This window comes from Halomonas sp. DP8Y7-3, from assembly GCF_019801675.1.
Lineage (GTDB): Bacteria > Pseudomonadota > Gammaproteobacteria > Pseudomonadales > Halomonadaceae > Halomonas > Halomonas litopenaei_A.
On the sequence record NZ_JAHVIO010000014.1, the window covers coordinates 111074 to 135180 of the forward strand.

Consider the following 24107-nt stretch of genomic DNA (forward strand, 5'->3'; position numbering starts at 1 on the left):
TCCGCGATTCGCGATAACATCCTTCCCTCTTTCTGATGCTCTTCTGGTCTTACCCTTGCCGACCACACCCTTGGAACCCACCCCATGGAGAAAAGCTGTCACTCAGCACTATGTTCCACTAGCCATCATGCTCGAAACAGCAAAACTCATAAGATGTAGCCCACCTTCACTGATTCTATAACCCCATCGACATACAGCAAGATTTTTTTGACAGCGCTAACGCTAACGCCACTTAGCCTTCAATAAAGGAAGATGTGTGACATTCAAACCATTGTAAAAATTGACCTTTTTAGTTATCTAAACTGAAAACACTAGACTTCATATTTTAAAAAATTCAGTTAAATAGCACTGACAGCACCAGCATTAACCAACCCAACGATGAGACTTAAAGTGTAAAAAAGCAGACTAACCTCCACTTTTCTCCAACGCCCTTTATTCAGGGATACCATCGCATTCTTTCCTCTCTGCAAAAGCCGAAGAAAACATTGGCTTCATTGCTGTCACCGCTATTGTGGTTGGCCATATTTTCGCTACTATCCCTTCGAGACCCATTTCCGTTTCATGGCGCTTTTTCACCATCATCACATCACCTGGACGAACCAATATCTCGGAACACTTCCGAGGGTCTTCAGGAGAACACTCAAGAGAACATCAATAGATCGAAGATGCACCACACATCACTAAAAAAAGAAAACCACGGATAACGACAACAACACCATCCCCGCAAGAGGGGTGATGTCAGGGGGAACCATCATGGCTGCAGAGAAGAATGACCTGCGTAAGGTCCTCGCCTTCTGTCGAAGAAGCTTCGGCTATGTGGCGCTGTTCAGCATGTTTATCAACCTGCTGATGCTGGTACCGCCGCTATATATGCTGCAGGTCTACGACCGCGTGCTGACCACCCGCAGCCAGGAAACTCTGTGGATGTTGACACTGGTGGTGGTATTTCTCTTTGTGGTGATGGGGGGACTTGAGCTGATGCGCTCGAGAATCCTGGTCAGGGTGGGTAACCGACTGGACACCTTGATCAGCCCACGCCTCTACGCCGCCATGTTCAAGCGCAGCCTGGCGAGCCCCGGCAAACCCTCCGCCCAGCCGCTCAACGACCTGACCAGCCTGCGCCAGTTCCTGTCGGGCAACGGGTTGTTTGCCTTCTTCGACGCTCCCTGGGTGCCGATCTACATCGGCGTGCTGGCCCTCTTCCATCCCTGGTTTGGGCTGTTCGCTCTGGTGGCCGGGATCATCCTCGCGACCATTGCCGTGATCAATGAACGACTGACCAAACCGCTGCTGACAGAGGCCAACGGTCGCCACGTGCAGTCACAGGATCTGGCCAACAGCAACCTGCGCAATGCCGAGGTACTGCATGCCATGGGCATGCTGCCAGGCATCCAGGGGCGTTGGGCAGCACGTCATCGCGAATACCTGGTGCTGCAGTCCATGGCCAGCGACCGCTCAGGCCTGCTGACCAACACCTCCAAGGTGCTGCGGCTGATGTTTCAGTCCTTGATTCTTGGAGTCGGTGCCTTTCTGGTTCTGCGCGGTGAGTTGACCCCGGGCATGATGATCGCCGGCTCCATTCTCATGGGCCGGGCGCTGGCCCCTATCGACCAGATGATCAATGGCTGGAAGGGATTCTCTGGCGCGCGTACCGCCAAGGGGCGGCTGGAAGCCCTGCTGGACGAGGTTCCTGCCGATCCGCCGGCGATGCCGCTGCCAAGCCCGCGAGGACAGCTGACGCTGGACGACGTCAGCGCAGCGCCTCCCGGCGTCAAGCTGCCCACCATCACCAACATCGACCTGCGCATGGCCAAGGGCGAACACATTGCGGTGGTGGGGCCCAGCGCGGCAGGCAAGTCCACGCTGGCTCGGGTGGTGCTCGGGTTGTGGCCCACCCAGCTTGGGTGCGTGCGCCTGGACGGCGCCGACATCAATAAATGGGAACGCACGGCGCTGGGGCCGCATCTGGGCTACCTGCCCCAGGACATCGAGCTGTTCGATGGCAGCGTCGCCGAGAACATTGCGCGCTTTCAGGACGTGGACCCGGAACAGGTGGTGCGGGCCGCCCGCCGCGCCGGTGTGCACGAACTGGTGCTCAAGCTTCCGGACGGCTATGACACCTGGCTGGATCACGGTGGCAGCGCGCTGTCCGCTGGTCAGCGCCAGCGTATCGGCCTGGCCCGAGCGCTGTACGGCAACCCTGCCCTGATCGTGCTGGATGAACCCGATGCCAACCTGGACGATGCCGGCGAAGCGGCCCTGGCCCAATGCCTGATCGAACTGCGCCAGCAGGGCACCACTGCACTGATCATCACCCATCGTCAGCGCCTGCTGGCCAATGTGGACCGCATTCTCGTGCTCAAGGAGGGACGCGTGGCATCGCTCACGCCACCGGGGCGCCGAGAGCCGGTCTCCGCCGTGGCGGCGGGGGCAAGACGGGTCTCCCCCGTCACCACCCTGCGCCCCAGCGCACGTGGCAGAAGCGCGGCCGTGCCCGCTGAATCGGCGTCGCCGGTATCCACGGCGTCCACTGTCCGTCCCGACAGCAAGGAGACCTGATCATGTATCCCGCAGGTGCCCCACAACAAGAATTGCCGTTGCAAGATCAACGTTACCGCCGCCTTGGCCTGCTCATCCTGCTGGTGGCGCTGGGCGGCTTCGGCAGCTGGTCGGTGATGGCCAGTCTGGCGGTTTCCGTTGTTGCCCCCGGCTCCGTCTCGGTGGAAAGCTTCACCAAGACGGTGCAACACCTGGAGGGCGGTATCGTCGAGCGTATCCATGTGGAAGACGGCAGTCAGGTCGATGCCGGCGACGTGCTGATCACGCTGGATGACACCCAAGCCAGGGCCCAGAGCCGTATCGTCGAGGCGGACTATCTGATCGCCAGGGCCAGCGAGGTACGGCTGCTGGCCGAGCAGGCAGGAGCGGACCAGCTGGTGTTTCCCGACGCTCTGCGTCAGTCCGACAATGGCCGCGTCCAGGCGGTGCTGGGGGTTCAGCAGCGCCTGTTCGAGGTCCGTCGAGAGTCTTTGGACGGCACCTTGGCGGCACTTGATCAGCAGATTCTGCAGCTGGACGAGCAGATCACCGGGCTCGAGGCCACCCGCCAGATTACTCAGCGAAGGATCGACTCGCTCAATGGTGAGGTGGCCAATCACCGCAAGCTGTTCCGGGAGGGACTGATCAGCAGTCAGCGGATGCGCGAAATGGAGAGGGAGAGCCTCGAGTACCAGAGCGACAATGCGCGTCATCTGGCCGAGGTAGCCCGACTGCGCGCGCAGATCAGCGAGAACGTGTTGAACAAGCAGATTCGCCTGCAGGAGTTCCAGCAACAGGTCGGCGAGGCCCTGCGTCAGGTGCAGTCGGAAGTGGCCGATGCGGAGGAGCGCCTGGTAGCCCTTACCGATACCCTGAGACGCACGGCCATTACCGCGCCGGTGGCCGGCACCGTGGTGGGACTGAAGGTCCATACCCTGGGGGCGGTCATCCGCGGAGGCGATCCGCTGATGGATCTGGTGCCAATGGGCGATGGCTTTATCGTCGAGGCCAGGGTAGCCAACCACGACGTGGATCATCTGTACCTGGGACAGCCGGCGGAGATTCGCTTCAGCGCCTTCAACCAGCGTCTGTCCAACGTCATCGATGGCGAGGTGGTCCACGTCAGCGCCAACAGTTTCGAGGACGAAGCCACCCGAGAGCGCTACTACAAGGTGCGCATCCAGGTCACGCAACAGGGCGAGGCCAACATGACCGACAACATGCGCCTGATGGCCGGCATGCCAGCGGAGGTGATGATCCGCACCAGCGAGCGCAGCTTCGCCAGCTACGTGGCCAAACCGGTCACCGACATGCTGGCAAGAGCCATGCGCGAGGAGTAAAGACGACGATCCTGCGCCGCATGGGAAGCGGTTCAGCCTACACGCCCTGCCGCCGTAGCCAGCGTCTGTTCTGGGTCTGTCCTGGGTCTATAGTGAGGTAGAGACGCTGGTACGGCGATGCCACATTGCGGGGTTCGGCACGTGTACGACAATCGCACCAAGATGCTGCTGGTGGTGTCGAGGCGACTGCTGGTGTTCATCATTGTCAGTCTGCTGGCCACGGCGGCCCTGTTCGCGGCAACGCTGTGGTTTCAGCAGCGCCTGATGATTTCCTGGCTGGTGTTCGAATGCGGCATCATCGGAGGCTTCGTCAGTATTCAGCAACGCTTGAAGCACATCTCGTCGATCGAACTGCGACTGCTCACCCAGTCCTGGGCGACCGTACTGGTGGTGCCCATCTACGGAGGCACCTTTGCGCTGGTGTTCTACGCGCTTACCCTGGCCGGCCTGATCGAAGGGCACCTGTTCCCCAGCTATCACATCGCCGCCTTCCCCGAACCGCCTACCACGGATGACATTCTGCACTTTCTCTCGCGAACCTATCCCGCCCAGGGAGAGGACGTCGCCAAACTGATCTTCTGGTCCTTTGCCGCGGGGTTCTCGGAGCGGCTGGTACCACAGATCATTCATCGCACAACGGACCGGCAGCCTTGAGCCACGCTTTAGCCTGCGCTGCACTCGCGGGACGGCGTCACACCGCTATCAGGCGTTGAAGCGAACGGCTCCCAGGTCAGAGACGTCGTAACCGCCGAACTGTTCGGCCTGCTCACGCAGGCGGGGTTGCCGTGCGAACGCCAGCAGCCGTTGCAGCGGCGGCTCGAAGTAACTCCTGCGGCGCAGCAGCAGATCAAAGGACTCCTGCTGCAGCGGCAGGAAGGCGAGCCCCTGACGTCGCGCGGCCGCTTCGACACCAAGGCCCGCGTCTGCCCTGCCCTGGGCAATCGACAGGGCAAGATCATCCTCGCTCATGGCGGGTTGCTCCAGCAGGCCAAGGGCGTCCATCGAGATGCCCTGCCGATCCAGCAGTCCTTGCAGCAGGCGATGGGCCCCTGCGCCCTGCGGTCGACGTGCCACCCGGACATCGCCTCGGGTCAGGTCACCAAGACCCGAGATACCCAGCGGATTGTCCGCCGCCAGCATCAACCCCTGCTGACGACGTGCCCAGTGGACAACGACCAGGTCACGCATGCCTCCCAGTCCCAGCTGCGCAGGATCGTTATAGCCGCCATCGGCATCCAGCAGGTGCGCACCGACCACGCTCGCCTTGCCGGCCAGCAGTCGCTGGATACCGTCACCACTGCCCTGGCACAGGCTGGCCAGACCACAGCCGCTCTCGCGCATGGCCCAGTCGAGCAGCGGATCCTGACTGCCACCGAGGACTTCCTGAGGCCCCACGCTGGCTGCCTGATCCCCCTCAAGGTGATTCATGACCCACAGATCCACCGCCTGCCGCGGGAACAGCAGCTTGCCAGTGGCCCGGCTACACGGAATCTGCCCCTGGCGTACCAGGTCATAGACCTTGCGCGGCTTCAGCCGCAGGTAGTCCGCCACCTCCGAGGTAGTCAGATAGGTCGGGAACGCTACGTCATCCATGGTCCTGCCTCCCTTTTGCTCTACGGGGCTGGTCGTCTCTAGCTCGCCCATCGTCTGTATTGAAGCGCTGGTTCACTGGTTCAGAACGAGCTACTAGCCGAAAGATGTAGCCGGTAACTATGCACGAAGATGTTTCAGGCTGCATAAATTTCAGCGCACGGATGCGCATGCCGACGTTTCATCACATTATGCTGGTATATCAAGGGCATCCCGCGACCGCGGCGCCGTTCTGACCCTACCTGACCCGAGCCGTGATGACCGACTCCGCCTTTGCCACCGCCCTGGACCTGATTGTTGGACTGGATCCCGACCTGCTGGCCATCGTCAGCCTGTCCCTGCGCATCTCGCTGACGGCGGTCGCCATCGCTGCCGCGCTGGCGTTGCCCCTTGGCGCGGCGCTGGCACTGTACCGTTTCCCCGGTCGAGCCCCATTGATCATCGCCCTTAACGCGCTGATGGGCCTGCCACCGGTGGTGGCGGGCCTCAGCGTCTATCTGCTGCTGTCCCGGGCTGGGCCCCTTGGCTCCCTGGGCCTGCTGTTTACCCCCACCGCCATGGTAGTGGCACAGGTCATTCTGGTCCTGCCGATTCTGGCCTCGCTGACCCGGCAGAAGGTCGAGGAGCTGCATGGCGAATACGCCGAGCAGCTGGCATCCATGGGGATTTCCCGTGTACGCCGTATCCCGACGCTGCTGTGGGACGCCCGTCTCGCGTTGATTACGGTCATGCTGGCGGGCTTTGGACGAGCCAGCGCCGAGGTGGGCGCCGTGATGATCGTCGGCGGCAACATCGACGGCGTCACCCGGGTGATGACCACCGCCATCGTGCTCGAGACCAGCAAGGGCAACCTGCCCCTGGCGCTGGGTCTGGGCATCGTGCTGTTGGCCCTGGTAGGGCTGATCAACGCCCTCGCCCACCTGATCGGCGAGTCCACCAGGAGGCAGCTGGGATGACCACGATGACGCTGTCGGCGCCAGCCTCGGCCCCTCGCCTCACCCTCGACCGGGTCGGCTTCTCGACCGCTGGTCAACGCCTGCTGGGCCCCCTGTCACTGACTCTCGACGGTCATCGGCGCACCCTGATCATGGGCCCCAATGGAGCGGGCAAAAGCCTCTTGATGCGTCTTGCCCATGGCCTGCTCTCGCCCACCCAGGGACAGCTGCAATGGGAAGGTTCGGCTCCCCGCCAGGCCATGGTATTTCAGCGTCCGGTTCTGCTCAGACGTAGCGCCCTGGCCAATCTCGAGTATGCGTTGGCGGTGAATCATGTGCCACGCCGACAGCGGCGCCAGCGCGCCATCGCCGCCCTCGAGCGCTTTGGTCTGGAAAGCCTGGCCAAACGCCCGGCTCGAGTGCTGTCAGGTGGAGAGCAGCAGCGTCTGGCACTGGCCCGGGCCTGGCTGCTGGAGCCCGAGGTGCTGTTCCTTGACGAACCGACCTCGGCGCTTGACCCCGCCGCCATTCGGGCGGTGGAGAGTGCCATCGAGACCTTTCATCAGCAAGGCGTGCGGATTGTCATGTCAAGTCACGACATGCACCAGGCGCGCCGTCTGGCCGACGACGTCATCCTGCTGCACCGGGGCCGACTGGTCGAACAAAGCCCGGCCAACCTGTTCTTCAGCCGCCCCGTCACCCAGGAAGCCAGCGCTTTTATCGCAGGAGAGCTACTGGACTAGATAGAGGCCACGGTGGTGACCACGCCTCAGGCCCATTCATCCACCGCACGACACCCGTCGTGCGATCTACGCAAGGAACTGCACCATGTCACATCGCCATACCCCATCGTCGCGCAGGCTGTCTTCCATGCAGGTTCGTCGTGCGGCCACCAGCGCTGCCGCGGCGTGCGCGCTGATGCTCGGTGCCAGCAGCGCACTGGCCCAGGACGAGGCCCCCTTCATCACCCTCGCATCGACCACATCCACCCAGAACTCTGGACTGTTTGACGCCATTATTCCGACCTTCACCGACAGCACCGGCATCGACGTGCACGTGGTCGCGGTGGGCACCGGCCAGGCCTTCGAAATCGCCCGTCGCGGTGACGCTGACAGCCTGCTGGTACACGACACTGCCGGTGAGGAAGCCTTCGTGGCGGACGGCTACGCCAGTCAGCGCGATGACGTCATGTACAACGACTTTGTACTGATCGGACCGTCCGACGATCCGGCCGGCATCCGCGACGCCGACAGTGCAGCCACTGCCTTCAGCTTGATCGCAGAGAGTGGAGCCCCCTTCACCTCTCGCGGCGACGACAGCGGCACCAATCGGGCTGAATTGCGCCTGTGGGATGCCGCTGGCGTTGAGCCTGGCGGTGACTGGTATCGCGAGCTGGGGAGCGGCATGGGCGCGACCCTCAACACTGCCGCGGGTATGGATGCCTACGTCATGTCCGACCGCGCGACCTGGGTCGCCTTTGATAACCGCCAGAACCTTGAGCTGTTGTTCGAAGGCGATGACGTTCTGTTCAACCAGTACGGCAGCCTCAAGCTGTCACGGGAGCGCCACCCGGAGCTGAAGCATGACCTGGCGGACCAGTGGCATGACTGGCTGCTGTCCGAACAAGGCCAGCAGGCGATCGGTGACTTCGAGGTCAAGGGTCAGCAGCTGTTCTTCCCCAACGCTGACGCCCAGTAAGCCTATCCTGATCGACGCCGCGAGCCCTGTCGAAATAGCGCTGCATGGCTCCGGCGTCTAGGCTGCAATGAGGACCGACGCAGGACGGACGACGCCCGACTTGCGGGCTGCTCGTCCGTCCGCTGCACACACAAGGACCCTCAATGCGCGCACGCATCCTCTCTCTCTGCCATTGCCCGATTGCCCGAGAACACCACCAGCACGGCGACAAGGTCGACGCCAGCATCATCAACCTGACGCCGGTGCTGGGCATGCGCGATCTTGGTTGTCGCCGGGTCACCCTGGCGCCGGGCTGCCACGCCTGGCCCTTTCATTTCCATCACAATAACGACGAGATGTTTGTGGTGCTGAAGGGCAAGGGCAGCGTGCGCCTGGGCGACAAGCGCTATCCGATCGTCGAAGGCGAGTTGATCGCGGCACCTGCCGCAGACCCCGACTGCGCCCATCAGATCATCAACGACTCCGACGAGCCCCTCACCTATCTATGCATCAGCAGCATGAATGCCCCGGACGTGACGGAGTATCCGGACTCTGGCAAGTTCCAGGTCGTCACCGGCTCGGCCCCGGGGGGCGACAAGGCCAGCCGCGGCTTCGAGCACACCGGCCTGCGCAAGGATACCGTGGACTACTGGCAGGGCGAGGACTGACGCTGGCTGAGCCGGCTGACCATCAGCCGACCTGGCCGGCTTCGCCAGGGGTTTAGCCCAATTAGCCCAAGGCCAAGAGGCCTTGGCAGAAAGCCAAGAGTCCTCTGAGGCAAGAGGCCTTAGCCCAACGCCAAGAGGCCTCTAAGGGCAGCTTGATCTGTGCGCCGACTGCTACTCTGCCCGCGGTTCCCCCCAGGTCCATCGATTCCCCCCTGCAGACGATGTCGCCCCCCACTTTGGTCGCAAGCGGCAAAAGCTGCACTTTACGTTAACGTCAACTTTGCCTAGTCTTCTTAGCATTCCGCCAGCCGCTGCCTCGACGGCCGCTGATCGGCTTTTTCAGCCCTACATCACCGCCGATGGTCGTGGTCTTGACCGCCACCGCAACGACCATTCAAGACGCTTTGGAGCCCGCCATGTTCAGCCCCTATACCCCGCTCGATTTTGGCCTTGATGAAACCCTGGTCATGCTTCGCGATCAGGTGAATGCCTTTGCCCGCGACGAGATCGCCCCTCGCGCCGCCGAGATCGACGAGCGCAACGAATTTCCCGCTGACCTGTGGCAGAAATTCGGTGACATGGGCCTGCTGGGCATCACCGTTCCCGACGAAGATGGCGGCAGCGGCATGGGCTACCTGGCCCACTGCATCGCCATGGAGGAAATCTCCCGCGCCAGCGCATCCGTCGGACTGTCCTACGGCGCCCATTCCAACCTGTGCGTCAATCAGCTGAAGATCAACGCCAACGCCGAGCAGAAGGCCAAGTACCTGCCCAAGCTGATATCCGGCGAGCACGTGGGCGCACTGGCCATGTCCGAGCCGGGAGCCGGTTCCGATGTGGTGTCTATGTCGCTGCGCGCGCGCAAGGAAGGCGATCGCTACATCCTCAACGGCAACAAGATGTGGATCACCAATGGCCCTGACGCCGATGTGCTGGTGGTCTATGCCAAGACCGACCCGGACGCCGGGTCCAAGGGCATCACCGCCTTCATCATCGAGAAAGGATTCGACGGTTTCTCGACCGCCCAGAAGCTCGACAAGCTGGGGATGCGGGGTTCCAACACCTGTGAACTGGTGTTCGAGGACTGCGCGGTCCCCGCGGAGAACGTGCTGGGCGAAGTCGGCAAGGGCGTGCGCGTGCTGATGAGCGGCCTCGACTACGAGCGCACCGTGCTGGCGGCGGGCCCTATCGGCATCATGCAGGCCGCCATGGATGTGGTCGTGCCCTACATCCACGAACGCAAGCAGTTCAACCAGTCCATCGGCGAATTCCAGCTGGTGCAGGGCAAGATTGCCGACATGTACACCACCCTGAACGCCTGCCGCGCCTACCTGTATGCGGTGGCCGCGGCCTGCGATCGCGGTCAGACGTCACGCAAGGACGCCGCCGGGGTCATTCTCTACTGCGCCGAGAAGGCTACCCAGGTGGCGCTGGATGCCATTCAGCTGCTGGGCGGCAATGGCTACATCAACGAGTACCCGACGGGTCGCCTGCTGCGCGACGCCAAGCTGTACGAGATCGGCGCGGGCACCAGTGAGATCCGGCGCATGCTGATCGGCCGCGAGCTGTTCAACGAGTCCGCCTGAACCCGACGTTGATCCCGGAGCAGAGCGCGTTCAGCGCCTTGTGAATGCTGGCGTACGTCGCCCCTCTTTTGCCTACGGAGCCACCAGATGGCCATGTTGGATACCGCAATCAATCCGCGTTCCGAAGACTTTGTGGCTCGGGATGCGGCCATGCGTGCCGAGGTCGGCAAGCTGAACGAACTGACCGATGCCATTCGTCGCGGCGGCGGTGACAAGGCACGCAGTCGCCACGAATCCCGCGGCAAGCTGTTTGTACGCGACCGCATCGATCACTTGATCGACGAGGGGTCGCCCTTTCTGGAGCTGTCGGCCCTGGCCGCCCACGGCGTGTACGACAGCGATGTGCCGGCGGCGGGCCTGGTCACCGGGATCGGTCGCATCAGCGGCGTCGAGTGTGTGATCGTGGCCAACGATGCCACCGTGAAGGGCGGCACCTATTTCCCGCTGACGGTGAAGAAGCATCTGCGTGCCCAGGAAGTCGCCCGCAAGCATCGCTTGCCCTGCGTGTACCTGGTCGATTCCGGCGGTGCCTTTCTGCCACGCCAGGACGAGGTGTTCCCCGACAGAGACCACTTCGGCCGCATCTTCTATAACCAGGCCACCCTATCGGCCGAGGGTATTCCCCAGATCGCCGTGGTCATGGGCTCCTGCACCGCCGGGGGGGCCTACGTGCCCGCCATGGCGGACGAGTCCATCATCGTGCGCGAACAGGGCACCATCTTTCTTGGCGGTCCGCCCCTGGTCAAGGCTGCCACCGGTGAAACCATCAGCGCCGAGGATCTTGGCGGCGCCGATGTCCACGCCAAGATCAGCGGCGTTGCCGACCACTACGCCGACAATGATGCCCATGCCCTGCAGCTCGCCCGGCGCTGTGTCGCCCGACTGAACTGGCAGAAGCGTGGCCGACTGGCGATGCAGCCCCCGCGTCCTCCCGCCCTCGATCCGGCCGAGCTGTACGGTATCGTCGGCACCGACCTGAAGAAGCCGTTCGACGTACGTGAGGTCATCGCCCGCATTGTCGACGGTTCCGACTTCGATGAGTTCAAGCGCTACTACGGCGATACGCTGGTCACCGGCTTCGCCCATATCCACGGCCACCCCGTTGGCATCGTGGCCAACAACGGCGTGCTGTTCTCGGAAAGCGCGGTCAAGGGCGCCCACTTTATCGAGCTGTGCGCCCAGCGCGGCATTCCCCTGGTGTTCCTGCAGAACATCACCGGCTTTATGGTCGGTTCGAAGTACGAGCATGAAGGCATTGCCAAGCACGGCGCCAAGCTGGTCACTGCGGTGGCCTGTGCCCGGGTGCCCAAGTTCACGGTGCTGATCGGCGGCAGCTTCGGTGCCGGCAACTACGGCATGTGCGGCCGCGCCTTCGAGCCCAACCTGCTGTTCATGTGGCCCAACGCCAGAATCTCGGTGATGGGGGGCGAGCAGGCGGCCGGGGTACTGTCCCAGGTCAAGCGCGAGCAGCTGGAGCGCGCCGGGGAGTCCTGGACAGCAGAGCAGGAAGAGGCCTTCAAGCAGCCGACCCGAGAGCAGTACGAGCACCAGGGTCACCCCTACTACGCCAGCGCGCGGCTTTGGGATGACGGCGTCATCGACCCCGCCCAGACCCGCGACGTGCTTGGGCTGTCACTGGCCGCCGCAATGAATGCCGAGATCGAAGAGACGCGCTTCGGCGTCTTCCGCATGTAACCGAGGATGCAGACATGTCTCAGACATCGACACTAGACATTGATGCCAGGGGGGTGGCCTGGCTGACGCTGACGCGTCCGGAGGTCCATAACGCCTTCGATGATGCCTTGATCGGCGAGCTCAATCGCCACCTGGACCGAGTTCGCGCCGCCGCAGAGCGCGGCGAGGTCCGGGTCATGGTGCTCGGCTCGGAGGGCAAGAGCTTCTCCGCCGGTGCCGACCTCAACTGGATGAAGCGCATGGTCGACTACAGCGTCGACGACAACCTGGCCGATTCCCGCGAGCTGTCGCGCCTGATGCACGGACTGGACACCCTGCCCTGCGTCACCCTGTGCCGGGTACAAGGTGCCGCCTTTGGCGGAGCCGTGGGCCTCGCCGCCTGCTGCGATATCGTGCTGGCGTCCCAGCGCGCCAGGTTCTGCCTGTCCGAGGTCAAGATTGGCCTGTCGCCAGCTGTCATCAGCCCTTACGTGCTGCGCGCCATCGGCAGCCGCCAGATGCGCCGCTATGCGCTCAGCGCAGAGGTGATGGACGCCACGACAGCGCAGGCACTGGATCTGGTGCACACGGTCGTTGAACCCGAGTCCCTGGACCACGCGGTAGAGAGCATGCTCGAGACCCTGCTGGCCACCTCTTCCCAGGCCAGTCGAGCGACCAAGGCCTTGCTCGCTGAGGTCGCTCGAGCGCCGGACGAACAGGCCACGCGGGAGCGCACCTGCCTGGTCATCAGCCGCCTGCGCGTCAGCGACGAAGGCCAGGAAGGGCTTTCCAGCTTCCTCGACAAGCGCCGCCCTGCCTGGGCGGGCACCTCCAACCATAGCGGGAGCGCCTCATGAGCTCGACCCCCACTGCTGACCAGCTGCGCTTCGACACCCTGCTGGTGGCCAATCGCGGTGAGATCGCCTGCCGCGTGATGCGTACCGCACGCGCCATGGGCCTGAAGACCATCGCCGTCTATTCAGATGCGGACGCCGACGCCCGCCACGTGCGCGAAGCCGACGAAGCCATCCATATCGGCCCGGCGGCCGCCCGGGAAAGCTATCTGGATATTGCCAAGGTGATCGACGCTGCTCGCCGCAGCGGCGCCGACGCCATTCATCCGGGCTATGGTTTCCTGTCGGAAAACGAAGCCTTTGTGCGGGCCTGCGAGGACGCCGGCATTGTCTTCGTCGGCCCTCCCGCGGCCAGCATCAAGGCGATGGGCGACAAGTCCGCCGCCAAGGCACGCATGATGGATGCCGGCGTGCCACTGGTTCCGGGTTACCACGGCGATGACCAGGACGACGCTCTGCTCAAGCGCGAGGCGGATGCCATCGGCTACCCCGTACTGCTCAAGGCCAGCGCCGGCGGCGGCGGCAAGGGTATGCGTGTGGTCGAGAGCGGCAGCGAATTTCAGGCGGCGCTGGAAGGCTGCCGCCGGGAATCCAGAGCCGCTTTCAATGACGATCGCATGCTGATCGAGAAGTACCTGACCCAACCCCGCCACGTTGAGGTGCAGGTGTTCTGCGACCGCCACGGCAATGGGGTGTACCTGTTCGAACGGGACTGCAGTGTCCAGCGCCGTCACCAGAAGGTACTGGAGGAAGCGCCCGCCCCCGGCATGACGGCAGCGCTACGACGTGCCATGGGCGATGCCGCGGTTCGCGCCGCCCAGGAGATCGGTTACGTCGGCGCGGGCACCGTGGAATTTTTGCTCGACGCTACGCCCGGCGCTTCGCAACAGCAGGACGGCGCCTTCTATTTCATGGAAATGAACACGCGGCTGCAGGTCGAGCACCCGGTGACCGAGATGATCACTGGCCAGGACCTGGTGGAATGGCAGCTGCGGGTGGCGATGAATGAGCCGCTGCCGTTGCGCCAGGACCAGCTGTCCATCGATGGCCATAGCTTTGAGGCGCGCCTGTACGCCGAGGATGCCGACCAGGACTTTCTGCCTGCCACCGGCGTGCTCGATCGCTTCGCGCTGGATCTGGTCGGGGCCGACCTGACCTCCGCTCAGGTGCGCCTGGATAGCGGGGTGGCCACTGGCGACACGGTATCGATGCACTATGATCCGATGCTGGCCAAGCTGATCACCCACGGCCCGGATCGTGCCTCTGCCCTGGCCAGTCTCAATCGCGCGCTGGCCGCCCTGGACGTGCAGGGAGTGATCACCAATCGAGGCTTTCTGCAGCGGCTGACGAACCACCCGGACTTTCAGGCCGCCCATCTCGACACCCGCTTTATCGAGCGCCATGAGGAAAGCCTGTTTGCCAGCCGCGGGCTGGACCAGCAGAGCCTGGCCAGCGCGGCCCTGGTGGCACTGCATCAATTGTCCCGGGAGTCGGAAAGTGACTCTCCCTGGGATCGCCACGATGGCTTCCGCGTCAATGGCCCCCGTCAAATCCGCATCGCGCTGTGCGATCCACGGGAGGCCGCTGAGGCCGAGCCATCCAGCCTTTGCGTGGTGGAAGGACGGCACGCCGCCAGCGATCAGGCATGGCAGCTCAGCATCCGGGGTCCCGGGGAATCTCGTGCCGAGGTATCTGCCAGCCTGACTGAGCTGCCCGGCGACGCGGTGGCGATCACTCTGGACGGTCATCGCCGCCGGCTCCAGGCTCGCCTGCTGGGGCAAGGCCAGCAGCGTAATACCATTGTGCTGTCCAGCCCTGAGGGTGAAGTGCGCCTCTGCTGGCGTCGCATTGATGCCATCGATCATGGCCAGCACGAGGTGGAATCGACGCTCACCGCGCCGATGCATGGCACCGTCGTGGCACTGCTGGTGGCGCCTGGCGCCGCGGTCAGCAAGGGCGACGCGCTGATGGTCATGGAAGCCATGAAGATGGAGCACACGCTGACCGCGCCTGCCGACGGTTCGGTCGAGGCCTTTCGCTACGCCGCTGGCGACACCGTCGGCCAGGGCGATGTGCTGCTCGACTTCACTGCCCAGTCCGCAGACAGCGTTCATGACAAGGAGGCTCTCTGATGGCCTTTCCCGACAGTGTGCGGATTGTCGAGGTGGGCCCGCGGGACGGCCTGCAGAACGAGCCGGACCCGATCACCACGGCAACCAAGCTCGAACTGATCGAGCGTCTGGCCATGGCGGGACACTGCCATATCGAGGCGGCCAGCTTCGTCTCCCCCAAGTGGGTGCCGCAAATGGCCGATCATCGCGAGGTCATGCGGGCCCTGATGCAGGAGGGAGCAGCACAGCCAGGACGGCGTTATTCGGCGTTGACGCCAAACCTCAAGGGGCTGGAGGCTGCCATCGAATGTGGCGTACAGGAAGTCGCGGTGTTTGGCGCGGCCTCTGAATCGTTCTCGCAGAAGAACATCAACTGCTCCATCGCCGAATCACTCGAGCGCTTTGCCCCGGTGGTCGAACGTGCCAAGGCCGAGGGCATCCAGGTACGGGGGTATGTGTCCTGTGTCCTGGGCTGTCCCTATGAGGGTGACATCGCGCCTGGGCAGGTGGCCAAGTTGGCACGAGCGCTGGATGACATGGGCTGCTACGAGGTATCACTGGGCGATACCATCGGCACCGGCACACCGCTGAAAGCCCGGCGCATGCTCGAAGCCGTCGCCCGGGATGTGCCGGTCACCCGACTTGCGGCCCATTTCCATGATACCTATGGCCAGGCCCTGGCCAACCTGGTGGCGGTGCTCGAAGACGGTGTCCAGGTCATCGACAGCTCGGTGGCCGGCCTTGGGGGCTGTCCCTACGCCAAGGGCGCCAGCGGCAACGTCGCCACCGAAGACGTGGTGTATCTGCTGGAGGGACTCGGCATCGACTGCGGGGTCGATCTCGCTCGCATCGCCGCCGTCGGTGACTGGATCACCCACACCATCGGCCGCCCGAATCGCTCCAAGGCGGGGGTGGCGATGGTCGCCAAAGGCTAACGAACACCTGAGCGATCGGCGGCGCCGTCAGGGGCCGCTGATCGCTGATGCCCGCTTCCCTGATCTTGCCATCGGCGCCCTGCCCTGGACGCCCTGCTCGCGGTGTTTTGCTCGCTATGCGGCGCCGCGGACATGCTACTATCCAAGGTACGCGAAGCCACTATCCAAGGTACGCTAAGAAAGAGGCATTGCCATGAGTAGCGAAGGGCAGCTCGTACTGGAACAGATTCAACAGCAGCTGACGACCTCCATCGAGGCTGCGGAAACGGTCGGCTGGGATGACGTCGAAGTGACGCCATCGGGTACCATCGTGGTCCGCAAGTACGCCAGCAAGGACGCCGCTGAACTGGAGCGGCAGCGGCTTGATCACGATATTCTCTAGCGCCAGTCGCTGACCATGATCGGCCTGCTGATCTTTCCCGTATTGGTCTGCGGCTACATCTACATCACCGAAAGCCCCAGGGAGCAGATTCGCATCAGCCTCTATCATGGCTGGCTGTTGTACATCCGGGCTGCCAAGTTCGGCATTCTGATCGTTGCCTTCGTTGCGGCACTTTTTGGCTATCTGCTTCCTGCCATTGGCACGTCTATCGGGCACTGGACAGGCATTACCCTTCTACCTGACACCCACCTGTTTCTGTACCTGGCAAACCTGATGGGGTCGGGCCTGTACCCGGGTCGTCAGCTCGATCCGTCCACCCTGGCGTCGCTACAATTGGCGTCCCTGTCCTTCTGCTCCATCGTGCTGACCTGGCTGACCGCTTTCACCTGCCAACGGGTCAACTGGCTAGGTGCCCAGAGGCTTCGTCGGGCCAGAAAGCGACAAGTGGAGCTGCTGCTCGAAGATAAGGCCCCCATCGAACACCAGCTCATCACCATCAAGACACAGGCCAAGATTGACTTCGCCCACAATGCCGCGATCTACCGTGCCAGACGAGACGTCTTGTCCCATCTACGCTGCGGAAAGATCAAGCGACATGACCCGGAGGACAGGGCCGCACTGGCCGCGATACTGAAACGGCTAACGTATCGACAGGTCACCTACGCTCTAATTAGCCTCGAGAACGACAAAGTGTATATCGGGCTACCTACCCTGCTACCGGAGCCAGATGAAGAGAGCGTGATTTCCCGAGGCATTGGTGTGATTCCGGTACGCTCGGGATATCGAGACAAAAGGCGTCGTATCGTCATTACCGGCGGACATGACTTTGACCTGGCCGCCCCGCTACCGACCAATACCCTGTCGCTGACACGAGACAAGATCATCTCTATTTCGGGCTTTACCTTTCCCAGTCGTCCCTACCCTCGACTGCTTCCCCCCAGCGATATCAGCGACACGCCAGTCACGAGCTCCCGCCGTACCATTCGCTGATCCAGTGTCGCGACGACCTGGCTTCACCTACCCCAGGCAAGCGTTTACACCGCGCCTTGTGATTCGCCTTGCAGCCGCCTAGCGTGTGGATCAAAGGTCTCTGTTTTCACCACAATTTTCACCACAATTTTCACAACAAGGAAGTCACCATGTCCCCGGTTCTCGCCTTCAGCTTGATAGCGGCGCTCGGTATCGGTGCGCAGTGGCTGGCGTGGCGCTGGAAAGTGCCCGCCATTGTCCTGCTGCTGCTCAGCGGTGTGCTCATCGGCCCGGTCAGCGGGGTGCTCGACCCCCACGCCGTCTTCGGCGACCTGCTGGAACCCCTGGTCGCCGTTGCCGTGGCCATGATTCTGTTCGAGGGCGGTCTTACCCTCAACCTGACCCGCCTGAGAGGAGCAGAGCTCGCCGTCAAGCGTCTGGTGTTTCTCGGCGGGCCGCTGGTCTGGGGCCTGGCTACGCTGTCGGGACACTACATCGGCGGTCTGTCCTGGGCCTCGGCATCGGTGCTGGGCGGCATCCTGATCGTGACCGGCCCCACCGTCATCATCCCGCTGCTGCGCCAGGCCAGTCTCAAGCGGCGCCCCGGTGAGATCCTGCGCTGGGAGGCGATTCTCAACGATCCGGTCGGCGCTCTGGCAGCGGTGCTGGCCTTCGAGATCACCATCGTGATGTATTCATCCCACGACCTGTCGGTGACCCTGGGCCATATGCTGCTGGGCATTGTCGTCGCCACCGCGGTCGGACTGGCCACGGCCTGGGGCTTGATACGCGCGATCAAGGCCGGACAGATTCCCGAATTCCTGAAAGTCCCGGTCATGATCTTTCTGGTCATGGCGACCTACACGCTACCCAATGCCCTGCTCCATGAAAGCGGGCTGCTGGCGGTCACGGTGATGGGGGTAGTGATCGGCAATTCGTCGCTGTCGTCCCTGGACGAGATTCGACGCTTCAAGGAGAACATCACCGTCCTGCTGGTGTCGGGCGTGTTTATCCTGCTGGCCGCCCAGGTGGATCTTGGCACCCTGGCCTCCCTGAGTATGCGCGAGTATGTGTTCGTCGCCGTCGTGCTGCTGCTGGTCAGGCCAGTGGCGGTATTCCTGGCCTTGATCCGGGTCGACCTGCCCTTCTCGGAAAAGCTGATCGTGGGTTGGATCGGCCCGAGAGGCGTGGTGGCGGTAGCCATCGCCGGGTTGTTTGGAGCCCGCCTCAGCGATGTTGGCGTCGAGGACGCCGCCCTGCTCTCGCCATTGGCGTTTGCCATTGTCGCCGTGACCGTCCTGCTGCATGGCTTTTCGCTGCAGCCCTTGGCACGCCGGCTCAAGTTGCAGTCCACCGATACCAAGGGGCTGCTGATCGTCGGCGCCAATCCCTTTACCGCGGCCCTGGCCGAGGCAATTCAGGCCCAGGGAAGACCGGTGCTGATCGCGGACCGCAACTACAATCACCTGCGCCAGGTCAGAGGACGCGATATCCCGACCTACTACGGCGAAGTGCTCACCGAGGAAGCCGAGCTGACGCTGGAGCTCAATCGCTTCGACAGTATGGTTGCGCTGACCGACAACGATGACTACAACGCGCTGCTGTGCATGCACTACGCTCCGGAGTTCGGACATCACCGGGTCTATCGCTTTGCTCCCGGCGGAGGCGTCGGCGGCGACCAGCTCGAGCAGACGCTGGGAGGGCGTTTCTTCGCCAAGGAGCTCGACTATGAAGAGGCCAATTCACGGATTCGCCAAGGCTGGTGCGTGCGCCTGACACGCCTTAGCGACAGCTACTCATTCGACGACTATCGCCGAGACAACCCGGATGCTCGGGTGATCTCCGCCTATGCCGAAGACGGCGACGTCAGGGTCATGCACAAGGACGAGAGCTTCGATGCGGACACCGGTGAAACCTTGCTCGCCCTGGTGCCCGACGACACCCATGAAGACAAGGCCCAGCGCCAGCGCACCAGGCAACAGCGCGCCTCGGCTCAGCCGTCAGCCAACACCAGGGACGAGAGCAACGTCAGCGATGACGGCGAGGCTCCAGGCTCCGACTCTGGCTCCTGATGGCCCCGCCAGGTGCCATCACACCCTGGCGCCAGCGGCCGGGACGGCTCATCATGGACAGCGCCGCCGCGGAACTTAACGTTCCTCGAGCACACCAAGCTAAGGCGGCCAGCGATGGCCGCCACCCTCTGCGACAGGACTTTCGACAAGGAGAAACGTCATGAAGGTTTGCTGGATTCCCGCTGCTGCCCTCGCCCTGCTGATAACCGGCTGCGCTGGCACTGGACAGCAAGGAAATGAGCCCCCGGCAGATGAGGCAGCTTCACCCTCCGCCGATTACATCTGCCAGGATGGCAGCCAGTTTACGATTGTCTTCGACAGTCCCGATTCGGCGGAAGTCCGGATGCACGGCGATCGCTATCCTCTTGAGCGTCAGCCTGTCGCTTCGGGCATGAGCTACGCCTCGGAAAATGGCCAGCATGTGTTCCGCGGCAAGGGTAATGAAGCCACCTGGACAATTGGCAGGCGCATGCCGGTCAACTGCGAAGTCAGCGGCTAAGCCCCTTCACTCGCCTATCGCTGGGCTTACTCCAACTGCTTGGCTTGCCAGAACTGTCGATCTTGCCGGGGCAGGTAACGCTCCCCGGCCTGACCCTCAGCGCAGGATCATCACTACACAAGCTGCGGTCAGAGCGCCCATCAGCCCGTTGAACACTCGCCAGGCTCGGTCGGTCGTCAACAGGCGGCCGATGGCGGTGCCAAACCCTGCCCACAGGGCAATGCACGGGAGCCCCACCAGTTCCGCCACGCCCGCGAGCAACAGGGCGTTGACCCAGGGGTTGCCACCGTCCGGAAGAAACCCGGCCATCAATGCGATGCCCATGACCCACGCCTTGGGGTTGGCAAACTGGAATGCCGCCGCCTGCACGAAGGTCAACGGGCGGGCATCGCCGACCCGCAGATCCGGCGGCGGGGCCGTTGCGATCTTCCAGGCCAGGTACAACAGGTACAGGCTGCCAATCAGCTTGAGCCCGCCCTGCACCACCGGATAGCGCTCGAACACCACCCCGAGCCCGAGCGCAATCGAGGCGAACAGCACAAAACAGCCGCCCAGGATACCGAACAGGTGCGGCAGGGTACGCAGGAAGCCGTAGTTGGCGCCGGAGGCGGTCAGCATCACATTATTGGGACCTGGCGTGATGGTCATGGACACCATGAACAGCGCCGCGGGTAGCAGGTAGGCGAGCTGGCTAACGGTCTCTTCCACAATTGTACCCCTACATTTTTTGCATTATGGTGTGAATCACGGCAAATTGCCCCCATGGAAGAAAGCATACTCAGGCCACAATTGGCGTCAAAGGGTTTATTGTCACCATGACAATCTGGATCCCCTCCCTCGAGCTCGACTCCCGATCGGCCCGCTATCGCCAGATCGCCGCGGCCATCGGTGATGCCATCGACCAAGGCCGACTCGCCGCCGGCGATCGACTGCCCCCGCAACGGACCCTGGCCGACGCGCTGGGCGTCACCGTGGGCACCATTACCCGCGCCTACGCCGAGGCGCAGCAGCAGGGCTGGGTGATGTCACGGGTGGGAAGTGGCACCTATGTCCGTGATACGGACTCTCACGAGCCGCCTTTCAGCGTTCACGTCGCGGATGATCAGTCCGGCGTGATTGACCTGAGCTTGAGCTTTGCGCCCCCCCATCCATGGCGCGACGAGTGCCTGCGCGACGCCTTGGTGGAGGTCAGCCAGGATCCCGCCGCTATTGCCATGGCGGCTGCCTACCAGCCGGATATCGGCACGACGGCCCACCGCCAGGCCCTCAGCCAATGGTTGGCGGCCCTTGGCTTCCCACTGCACGAGGTGCTGGCGGTCACCCAGGGAGGACAGCACGGCCTTGACCTGTGTCTAAGAGCCTTGACCCGCCCTGGCGACCATGTCGCCGCGGATGCCCTCACCTATCCTGGTTTCAATGCCGCTAGCCGCCATGCTCACCTGCGGCCCATGGCCATTCCGCTGGATGAACATGGCCTGGACACCGATGCGCTGGAGCAGCGCTGCAGGCGACAGGCGCCCCGACTGATCTACGTCACACCGGATCAGAACAATCCCACCAGCGCGGTGATGTCGAGCGAACGACGTCAGCGTCTGGCCGAGCTGGCCGAACGCTACGATTTCTGGGTGGTGGAAGATGCGGTGCAATATGTGCCGGCAGCGCACCGGGGCCCATCACTGGTCAGTCTGGTCCCCCATCGCACGCTACAGATATTCAGCACCTCCAAGATTCTCTCCGGCGGGCTTCGAGTCGGCACTCTGCAGATGCCAGCCACGCTGCGCGAGCGCATCGGCAGCCTGATGCGCGCCCAGTCCTGGATGTGTCCACCGCTGATGGCCGAGGTCGCCTGTCGCTGGATCGACTCACCTCGCTATACCACATTGCTGGCCTGGCAGGAGCAGGAGCTGGCCGCTCGCCAGCGGCTGGCTCAGAGCACCTTGGCCGACCTGGAACCGCGCAGTCTGCCCTATGGCGCCAACTTCTGGCTGCCGCTGCCGGAGGGCCGTCGCGCCAGCGAAGTGCAGACGCTGTTGCAACGAGAAGGAGTGCTGGTCGCGACACCTGAGCCCTTCTGCAGCGGCAGCGACCCCGCACCACAGGCCATCCGTCTGTGTGTCGGCGCCGCCACCAGCAGAGCACGGCTGACAACGGCACTGACGACGTTGCGGCGGGTGCTTGACGAGGGCAACACCAGTCCCTGGGCCACCCTGTAGCCAAGTCTTTCGCCAAAGCGGCTGCCGTCCAGTCAGCTGCCGTTGCAGCGTAGAACTGCGGCCATGTCGTGCTGGAACAGACACCTCCAGCGCGAAGCATGGAGCGTCTAATGTATATACATTAGACTCGAGGTAACGCCCGCTCATCGCGTCACCTCACAGGGAGTTCATCAGCATGCCCACCCTCGTCATTACCCCCGGTCAACTTCGCCTGGAGGACGCACGGCGCCAGCTGGAGAGCCCCCTCGCCATCGCCCTGCCGCCTACCGCCAAGGCCGCCATCGATGCCTCGGTCGAGGCGGTCAATGCGGTGATACGCGAAGATCGCACCGCCTATGGCATCAACACCGGTTTCGGCCTGCTGGCCCACACCCGTATCGATCGACACCGCCTGAACGACCTGCAGCGCTCGCTGGTGCTGTCCCATGCCACCGGCGTTGGCGAGCCGCTGGACGACGCTCTGGTGCGGCTGATCATGACCCTCAAGGTCAACAGCCTGGCCAGAGGCTTTTCCGGGATACGTCGGGAGGTGATCGAGGCCTTGATCACCTTGGTCAACGCCCAGGTGACACCGCTGATTCCGGCCAAGGGCTCCGTCGGCGCCTCTGGCGACCTGGCGCCCTTGGCGCATATGAGCCTGGTGCTGCTGGGTGAGGGCCAGGCCCGCCATCGCGGTGAGGTGCTAAGTGGACGGGACGCGCTGGACGTGGCCGGTCTATCCCCGCTGACCCTGGCCCCCAAGGAGGGGCTGGCGCTGCTCAACGGCACCCAGGTCTCTACCGCGCTGGCGCTCAAAGGGTTGTTCGAGGCGGAAGACCTGCTGGCAAGTGCGCTGGTCTGCGGTGCGCTGAGCGTCGAGGCCAGCCTGGCGTCACGGGCGCCTTTCGATGCGCGTATTCACGAGCTGCGCGGCCAGCAAGGCCAGATCGACGTGGCACGGATCTTCCGCGAACTGCTTGAGGATCAGAGCGCCGTGGGCAACTCCCACGCCAATTGCGACCGGGTCCAGGACCCCTACTCGCTGCGCTGCCAGCCACAGGTCATGGGGGCGGTACTGGATCAGCTGCGCCACGCCGCCCGCATCCTCGATATCGAAGCCAACGCCGTCAGCGACAACCCTCTGGTGTTTGCCGACAGCGGCGACATTCTGTCGGGCGGCAACTTCCACGCCGAACCTGTCGCCATGGTCGCCGACAACCTGGCCCTGGCACTGGCGGAGATCGGTGCCCTGTCCGAGCGCCGGATTTCACTGATGATGGATACTCATATGTCGCAGCTGCCGCCTTTTCTGGTCGACAACGGAGGTATCAACTCCGGCTTCATGATCGCGCAGGTGTCCGCCGCCGCACTGGCCAGCGAGAACAAGGCACTGGCCCATCCTCACTGCGTCGACAGCCTGCCGACCTCTGCCAATCAGGAGGACCATGTCTCGATGGCTCCTGCCGCGGCGCGCCGACTCGGGGACATGGCCGCCAACGTGAGAGGCGTGCTGGCCATCGAGTGGTTGGCCGCCTGCCAAGGGTTGGACATGCGCGACGGACTCACCACGACGCCGCTGCTGGAGCAGGCCAGACACAGCCTGCGCCAGCACGTGGCGCACTACGATCACGACCGTTACTTCGCCCCCGACATCCAGGTCGCCATCGAGTTGCTTGATCGTGGTGCGCTTTATCAGCTGATATCTGGCGCCATTCTGCCCAGTCGAGCCTGATGGCTCGACACAGCGTGCCACGGCGAGCTAAACCCAAAGAATGATACGGACCATACCCTTTTACACTGCCTGCCATTCACGTTCAGTCAGGGCTTATGAGTCGACCTATCTCGTGAAGGATGCCCCGTAGCAACACCACGGCCCCGTCCTTGGCAGAGCGTCCTTGGGGGGTTTCCTGGCTGCTATGTAACCGCATCGTAACCGCATCTCGGTGAGCTAACTCGGACAGACTGACTCTAGGGCCCTAACAGGAGCGACAAGGAGCGACAGGGAGCGACAGGGGGCGACAAGAAGCGATAGAGAACGACAAGGCAGTACAAAACAAGGCGGGCCCGCGTCTACCGACATTCTAG

20 protein-coding genes are annotated in these 24107 nt (G+C 63.2%); 18 read left to right on the forward strand and 2 right to left on the reverse strand.

Annotated elements, in window-relative coordinates:
* The first annotated feature begins 753 nt into the window (after positions 1–753).
* The 3 genes from KUV86_RS15025 (at position 754) to KUV86_RS15035 (ending at position 4532) form a co-directional block, all read left to right on the forward strand.
* Complete coding sequence (locus KUV86_RS15025) at positions 754–2559, forward strand: type I secretion system permease/ATPase (RefSeq protein WP_222485362.1); 1806 nt, start codon at positions 754–756, stop codon at positions 2557–2559.
* Between the two features lie 38 nt (positions 2560–2597).
* The gene (locus KUV86_RS15030) at positions 2598–3878 is read left to right on the forward strand and encodes an HlyD family type I secretion periplasmic adaptor subunit (protein WP_261397664.1); all 1281 of its coding nucleotides are present in this window, start codon (positions 2598–2600) and stop codon (positions 3876–3878) included.
* A 141-nt stretch (positions 3879–4019) separates the two neighbouring features.
* On the forward strand, positions 4020–4532 hold the full coding sequence (locus KUV86_RS15035) for a hypothetical protein (RefSeq protein WP_222485366.1): 513 nt from the start codon (positions 4020–4022) through the stop codon (positions 4530–4532).
* Positions 4533–4580: 48 nt separating this feature from the next.
* On the opposite strand, the gene KUV86_RS15040 is transcribed toward KUV86_RS15035, so the two are convergent.
* A complete protein-coding gene (locus tag KUV86_RS15040) occupies positions 4581–5471 on the reverse strand; it encodes a helix-turn-helix transcriptional regulator (protein WP_222163101.1) in 891 nt (296 codons plus the stop codon).
* Between the two features lie 254 nt (positions 5472–5725).
* On the opposite strand from KUV86_RS15040, the gene KUV86_RS15045 reads away from it, so the two are divergent.
* The 13 genes from KUV86_RS15045 to KUV86_RS15105 all read left to right on the forward strand — a co-directional run bounded on the left by KUV86_RS15045 (position 5726) and on the right by KUV86_RS15105 (position 19830).
* Positions 5726–6424, forward strand: a complete 699-nt coding sequence (locus tag KUV86_RS15045) for an ABC transporter permease (RefSeq protein ID WP_206937880.1) — start codon at positions 5726–5728, stop codon at positions 6422–6424.
* Positions 6421–7146 (forward strand): ATP-binding cassette domain-containing protein, encoded by a 726-nt coding sequence (locus KUV86_RS15050; protein WP_224852028.1) that lies wholly within the window; start codon positions 6421–6423, stop codon positions 7144–7146. The genes KUV86_RS15045 and KUV86_RS15050 overlap by 4 nt, the downstream gene beginning before the upstream one ends.
* A gap of 175 nt (positions 7147–7321) precedes the next feature.
* Positions 7322–8101, forward strand: coding sequence for a substrate-binding domain-containing protein (locus KUV86_RS15055; RefSeq protein ID WP_224852051.1), 780 nt, complete (start codon positions 7322–7324; stop codon positions 8099–8101).
* Between the two features lie 143 nt (positions 8102–8244).
* Complete coding sequence (locus tag KUV86_RS15060; RefSeq protein ID WP_222163099.1) at positions 8245–8748, forward strand: cupin domain-containing protein; 504 nt, start codon at positions 8245–8247, stop codon at positions 8746–8748.
* Positions 8749–9164: 416 nt separating this feature from the next.
* Positions 9165–10334, forward strand: a complete 1170-nt coding sequence (locus KUV86_RS15065) for an isovaleryl-CoA dehydrogenase (RefSeq protein ID WP_222238258.1) — start codon at positions 9165–9167, stop codon at positions 10332–10334.
* A gap of 87 nt (positions 10335–10421) precedes the next feature.
* Positions 10422–12029 (forward strand): carboxyl transferase domain-containing protein, encoded by a 1608-nt coding sequence (locus tag KUV86_RS15070; RefSeq protein WP_206937874.1) that lies wholly within the window; start codon positions 10422–10424, stop codon positions 12027–12029.
* A 14-nt stretch (positions 12030–12043) separates the two neighbouring features.
* Positions 12044–12865: an enoyl-CoA hydratase-related protein gene (locus KUV86_RS15075; protein WP_222485368.1), complete on the forward strand. Its 822-nt coding sequence runs from the start codon at positions 12044–12046 to the stop codon at positions 12863–12865.
* Complete coding sequence (locus KUV86_RS15080; protein ID WP_222485370.1) at positions 12862–14994, forward strand: acetyl/propionyl/methylcrotonyl-CoA carboxylase subunit alpha; 2133 nt, start codon at positions 12862–12864, stop codon at positions 14992–14994. The genes KUV86_RS15075 and KUV86_RS15080 overlap by 4 nt, the downstream gene beginning before the upstream one ends.
* Positions 14994–15908, forward strand: coding sequence for a hydroxymethylglutaryl-CoA lyase (locus KUV86_RS15085; protein WP_222485372.1), 915 nt, complete (start codon positions 14994–14996; stop codon positions 15906–15908). Before KUV86_RS15080 ends, KUV86_RS15085 begins: the two co-directional genes overlap by 1 nt.
* A gap of 193 nt (positions 15909–16101) precedes the next feature.
* A complete protein-coding gene (locus KUV86_RS15090; RefSeq protein WP_206937860.1) occupies positions 16102–16290 on the forward strand; it encodes a hypothetical protein in 189 nt (62 codons plus the stop codon).
* A 15-nt stretch (positions 16291–16305) separates the two neighbouring features.
* On the forward strand, positions 16306–17280 hold the full coding sequence (locus KUV86_RS15095; RefSeq protein WP_222485374.1) for a hypothetical protein: 975 nt from the start codon (positions 16306–16308) through the stop codon (positions 17278–17280).
* Positions 17281–17429: 149 nt separating this feature from the next.
* Entirely contained in the window at positions 17430–19331 is a 1902-nt protein-coding gene (locus KUV86_RS15100; protein ID WP_222485376.1) for a cation:proton antiporter, read from the forward strand.
* Between the two features lie 160 nt (positions 19332–19491).
* Complete coding sequence (locus tag KUV86_RS15105) at positions 19492–19830, forward strand: MliC family protein (RefSeq protein ID WP_222238249.1); 339 nt, start codon at positions 19492–19494, stop codon at positions 19828–19830.
* A 96-nt stretch (positions 19831–19926) separates the two neighbouring features.
* On the opposite strand, the gene KUV86_RS15110 is transcribed toward KUV86_RS15105, so the two are convergent.
* Positions 19927–20487: a LysE family translocator gene (locus tag KUV86_RS15110; RefSeq protein ID WP_222163239.1), complete on the reverse strand. Its 561-nt coding sequence runs from the start codon at positions 20485–20487 to the stop codon at positions 19927–19929.
* 158 nt (positions 20488–20645) lie between these two features.
* On the opposite strand from KUV86_RS15110, the gene KUV86_RS15115 reads away from it, so the two are divergent.
* Both KUV86_RS15115 and hutH read left to right on the forward strand, forming a co-directional pair.
* Complete coding sequence (locus KUV86_RS15115; protein ID WP_222485378.1) at positions 20646–22043, forward strand: PLP-dependent aminotransferase family protein; 1398 nt, start codon at positions 20646–20648, stop codon at positions 22041–22043.
* Between the two features lie 175 nt (positions 22044–22218).
* Positions 22219–23754, forward strand: coding sequence for a histidine ammonia-lyase (hutH, locus tag KUV86_RS15120; RefSeq protein WP_222485380.1), 1536 nt, complete (start codon positions 22219–22221; stop codon positions 23752–23754).
* Positions 23755–24107: the final 353 nt, after the last annotated feature.

Excerpts from the sequence above, each read along its gene's own strand:
- KUV86_RS15025 (WP_222485362.1), top strand. The coding sequence starts at position 754 with ATGGCTGCAGAGAAGAATGACCTGCGTAAGGTCCTCGCCTTCTGTCGA.
- KUV86_RS15040 (WP_222163101.1), bottom strand. The coding sequence starts at position 5,471 with ATGGATGACGTAGCGTTCCCGACCTATCTGACTACCTCGGAGGTGGCG.
- KUV86_RS15045 (WP_206937880.1), top strand. The coding sequence starts at position 5,726 with ATGACCGACTCCGCCTTTGCCACCGCCCTGGACCTGATTGTTGGACTG.
- KUV86_RS15050 (WP_224852028.1), top strand. The coding sequence starts at position 6,421 with ATGACCACGATGACGCTGTCGGCGCCAGCCTCGGCCCCTCGCCTCACC.
- KUV86_RS15055 (WP_224852051.1), top strand. The coding sequence starts at position 7,322 with ATGCTCGGTGCCAGCAGCGCACTGGCCCAGGACGAGGCCCCCTTCATC.
- KUV86_RS15060 (WP_222163099.1), top strand. The coding sequence starts at position 8,245 with ATGCGCGCACGCATCCTCTCTCTCTGCCATTGCCCGATTGCCCGAGAA.
- KUV86_RS15065 (WP_222238258.1), top strand. The coding sequence starts at position 9,165 with ATGTTCAGCCCCTATACCCCGCTCGATTTTGGCCTTGATGAAACCCTG.
- KUV86_RS15070 (WP_206937874.1), top strand. The coding sequence starts at position 10,422 with ATGGCCATGTTGGATACCGCAATCAATCCGCGTTCCGAAGACTTTGTG.
- KUV86_RS15075 (WP_222485368.1), top strand. The coding sequence starts at position 12,044 with ATGTCTCAGACATCGACACTAGACATTGATGCCAGGGGGGTGGCCTGG.
- KUV86_RS15080 (WP_222485370.1), top strand. The coding sequence starts at position 12,862 with ATGAGCTCGACCCCCACTGCTGACCAGCTGCGCTTCGACACCCTGCTG.
- KUV86_RS15085 (WP_222485372.1), top strand. The coding sequence starts at position 14,994 with ATGGCCTTTCCCGACAGTGTGCGGATTGTCGAGGTGGGCCCGCGGGAC.
- KUV86_RS15090 (WP_206937860.1), top strand. The coding sequence starts at position 16,102 with ATGAGTAGCGAAGGGCAGCTCGTACTGGAACAGATTCAACAGCAGCTG.
- KUV86_RS15095 (WP_222485374.1), top strand. The coding sequence starts at position 16,306 with ATGATCGGCCTGCTGATCTTTCCCGTATTGGTCTGCGGCTACATCTAC.
- KUV86_RS15100 (WP_222485376.1), top strand. The coding sequence starts at position 17,430 with ATGTCCCCGGTTCTCGCCTTCAGCTTGATAGCGGCGCTCGGTATCGGT.
- KUV86_RS15105 (WP_222238249.1), top strand. The coding sequence starts at position 19,492 with ATGAAGGTTTGCTGGATTCCCGCTGCTGCCCTCGCCCTGCTGATAACC.
- KUV86_RS15110 (WP_222163239.1), bottom strand. The coding sequence starts at position 20,487 with ATGGTGTCCATGACCATCACGCCAGGTCCCAATAATGTGATGCTGACC.
- KUV86_RS15115 (WP_222485378.1), top strand. The coding sequence starts at position 20,646 with ATGACAATCTGGATCCCCTCCCTCGAGCTCGACTCCCGATCGGCCCGC.
- hutH (WP_222485380.1), top strand. The coding sequence starts at position 22,219 with ATGCCCACCCTCGTCATTACCCCCGGTCAACTTCGCCTGGAGGACGCA.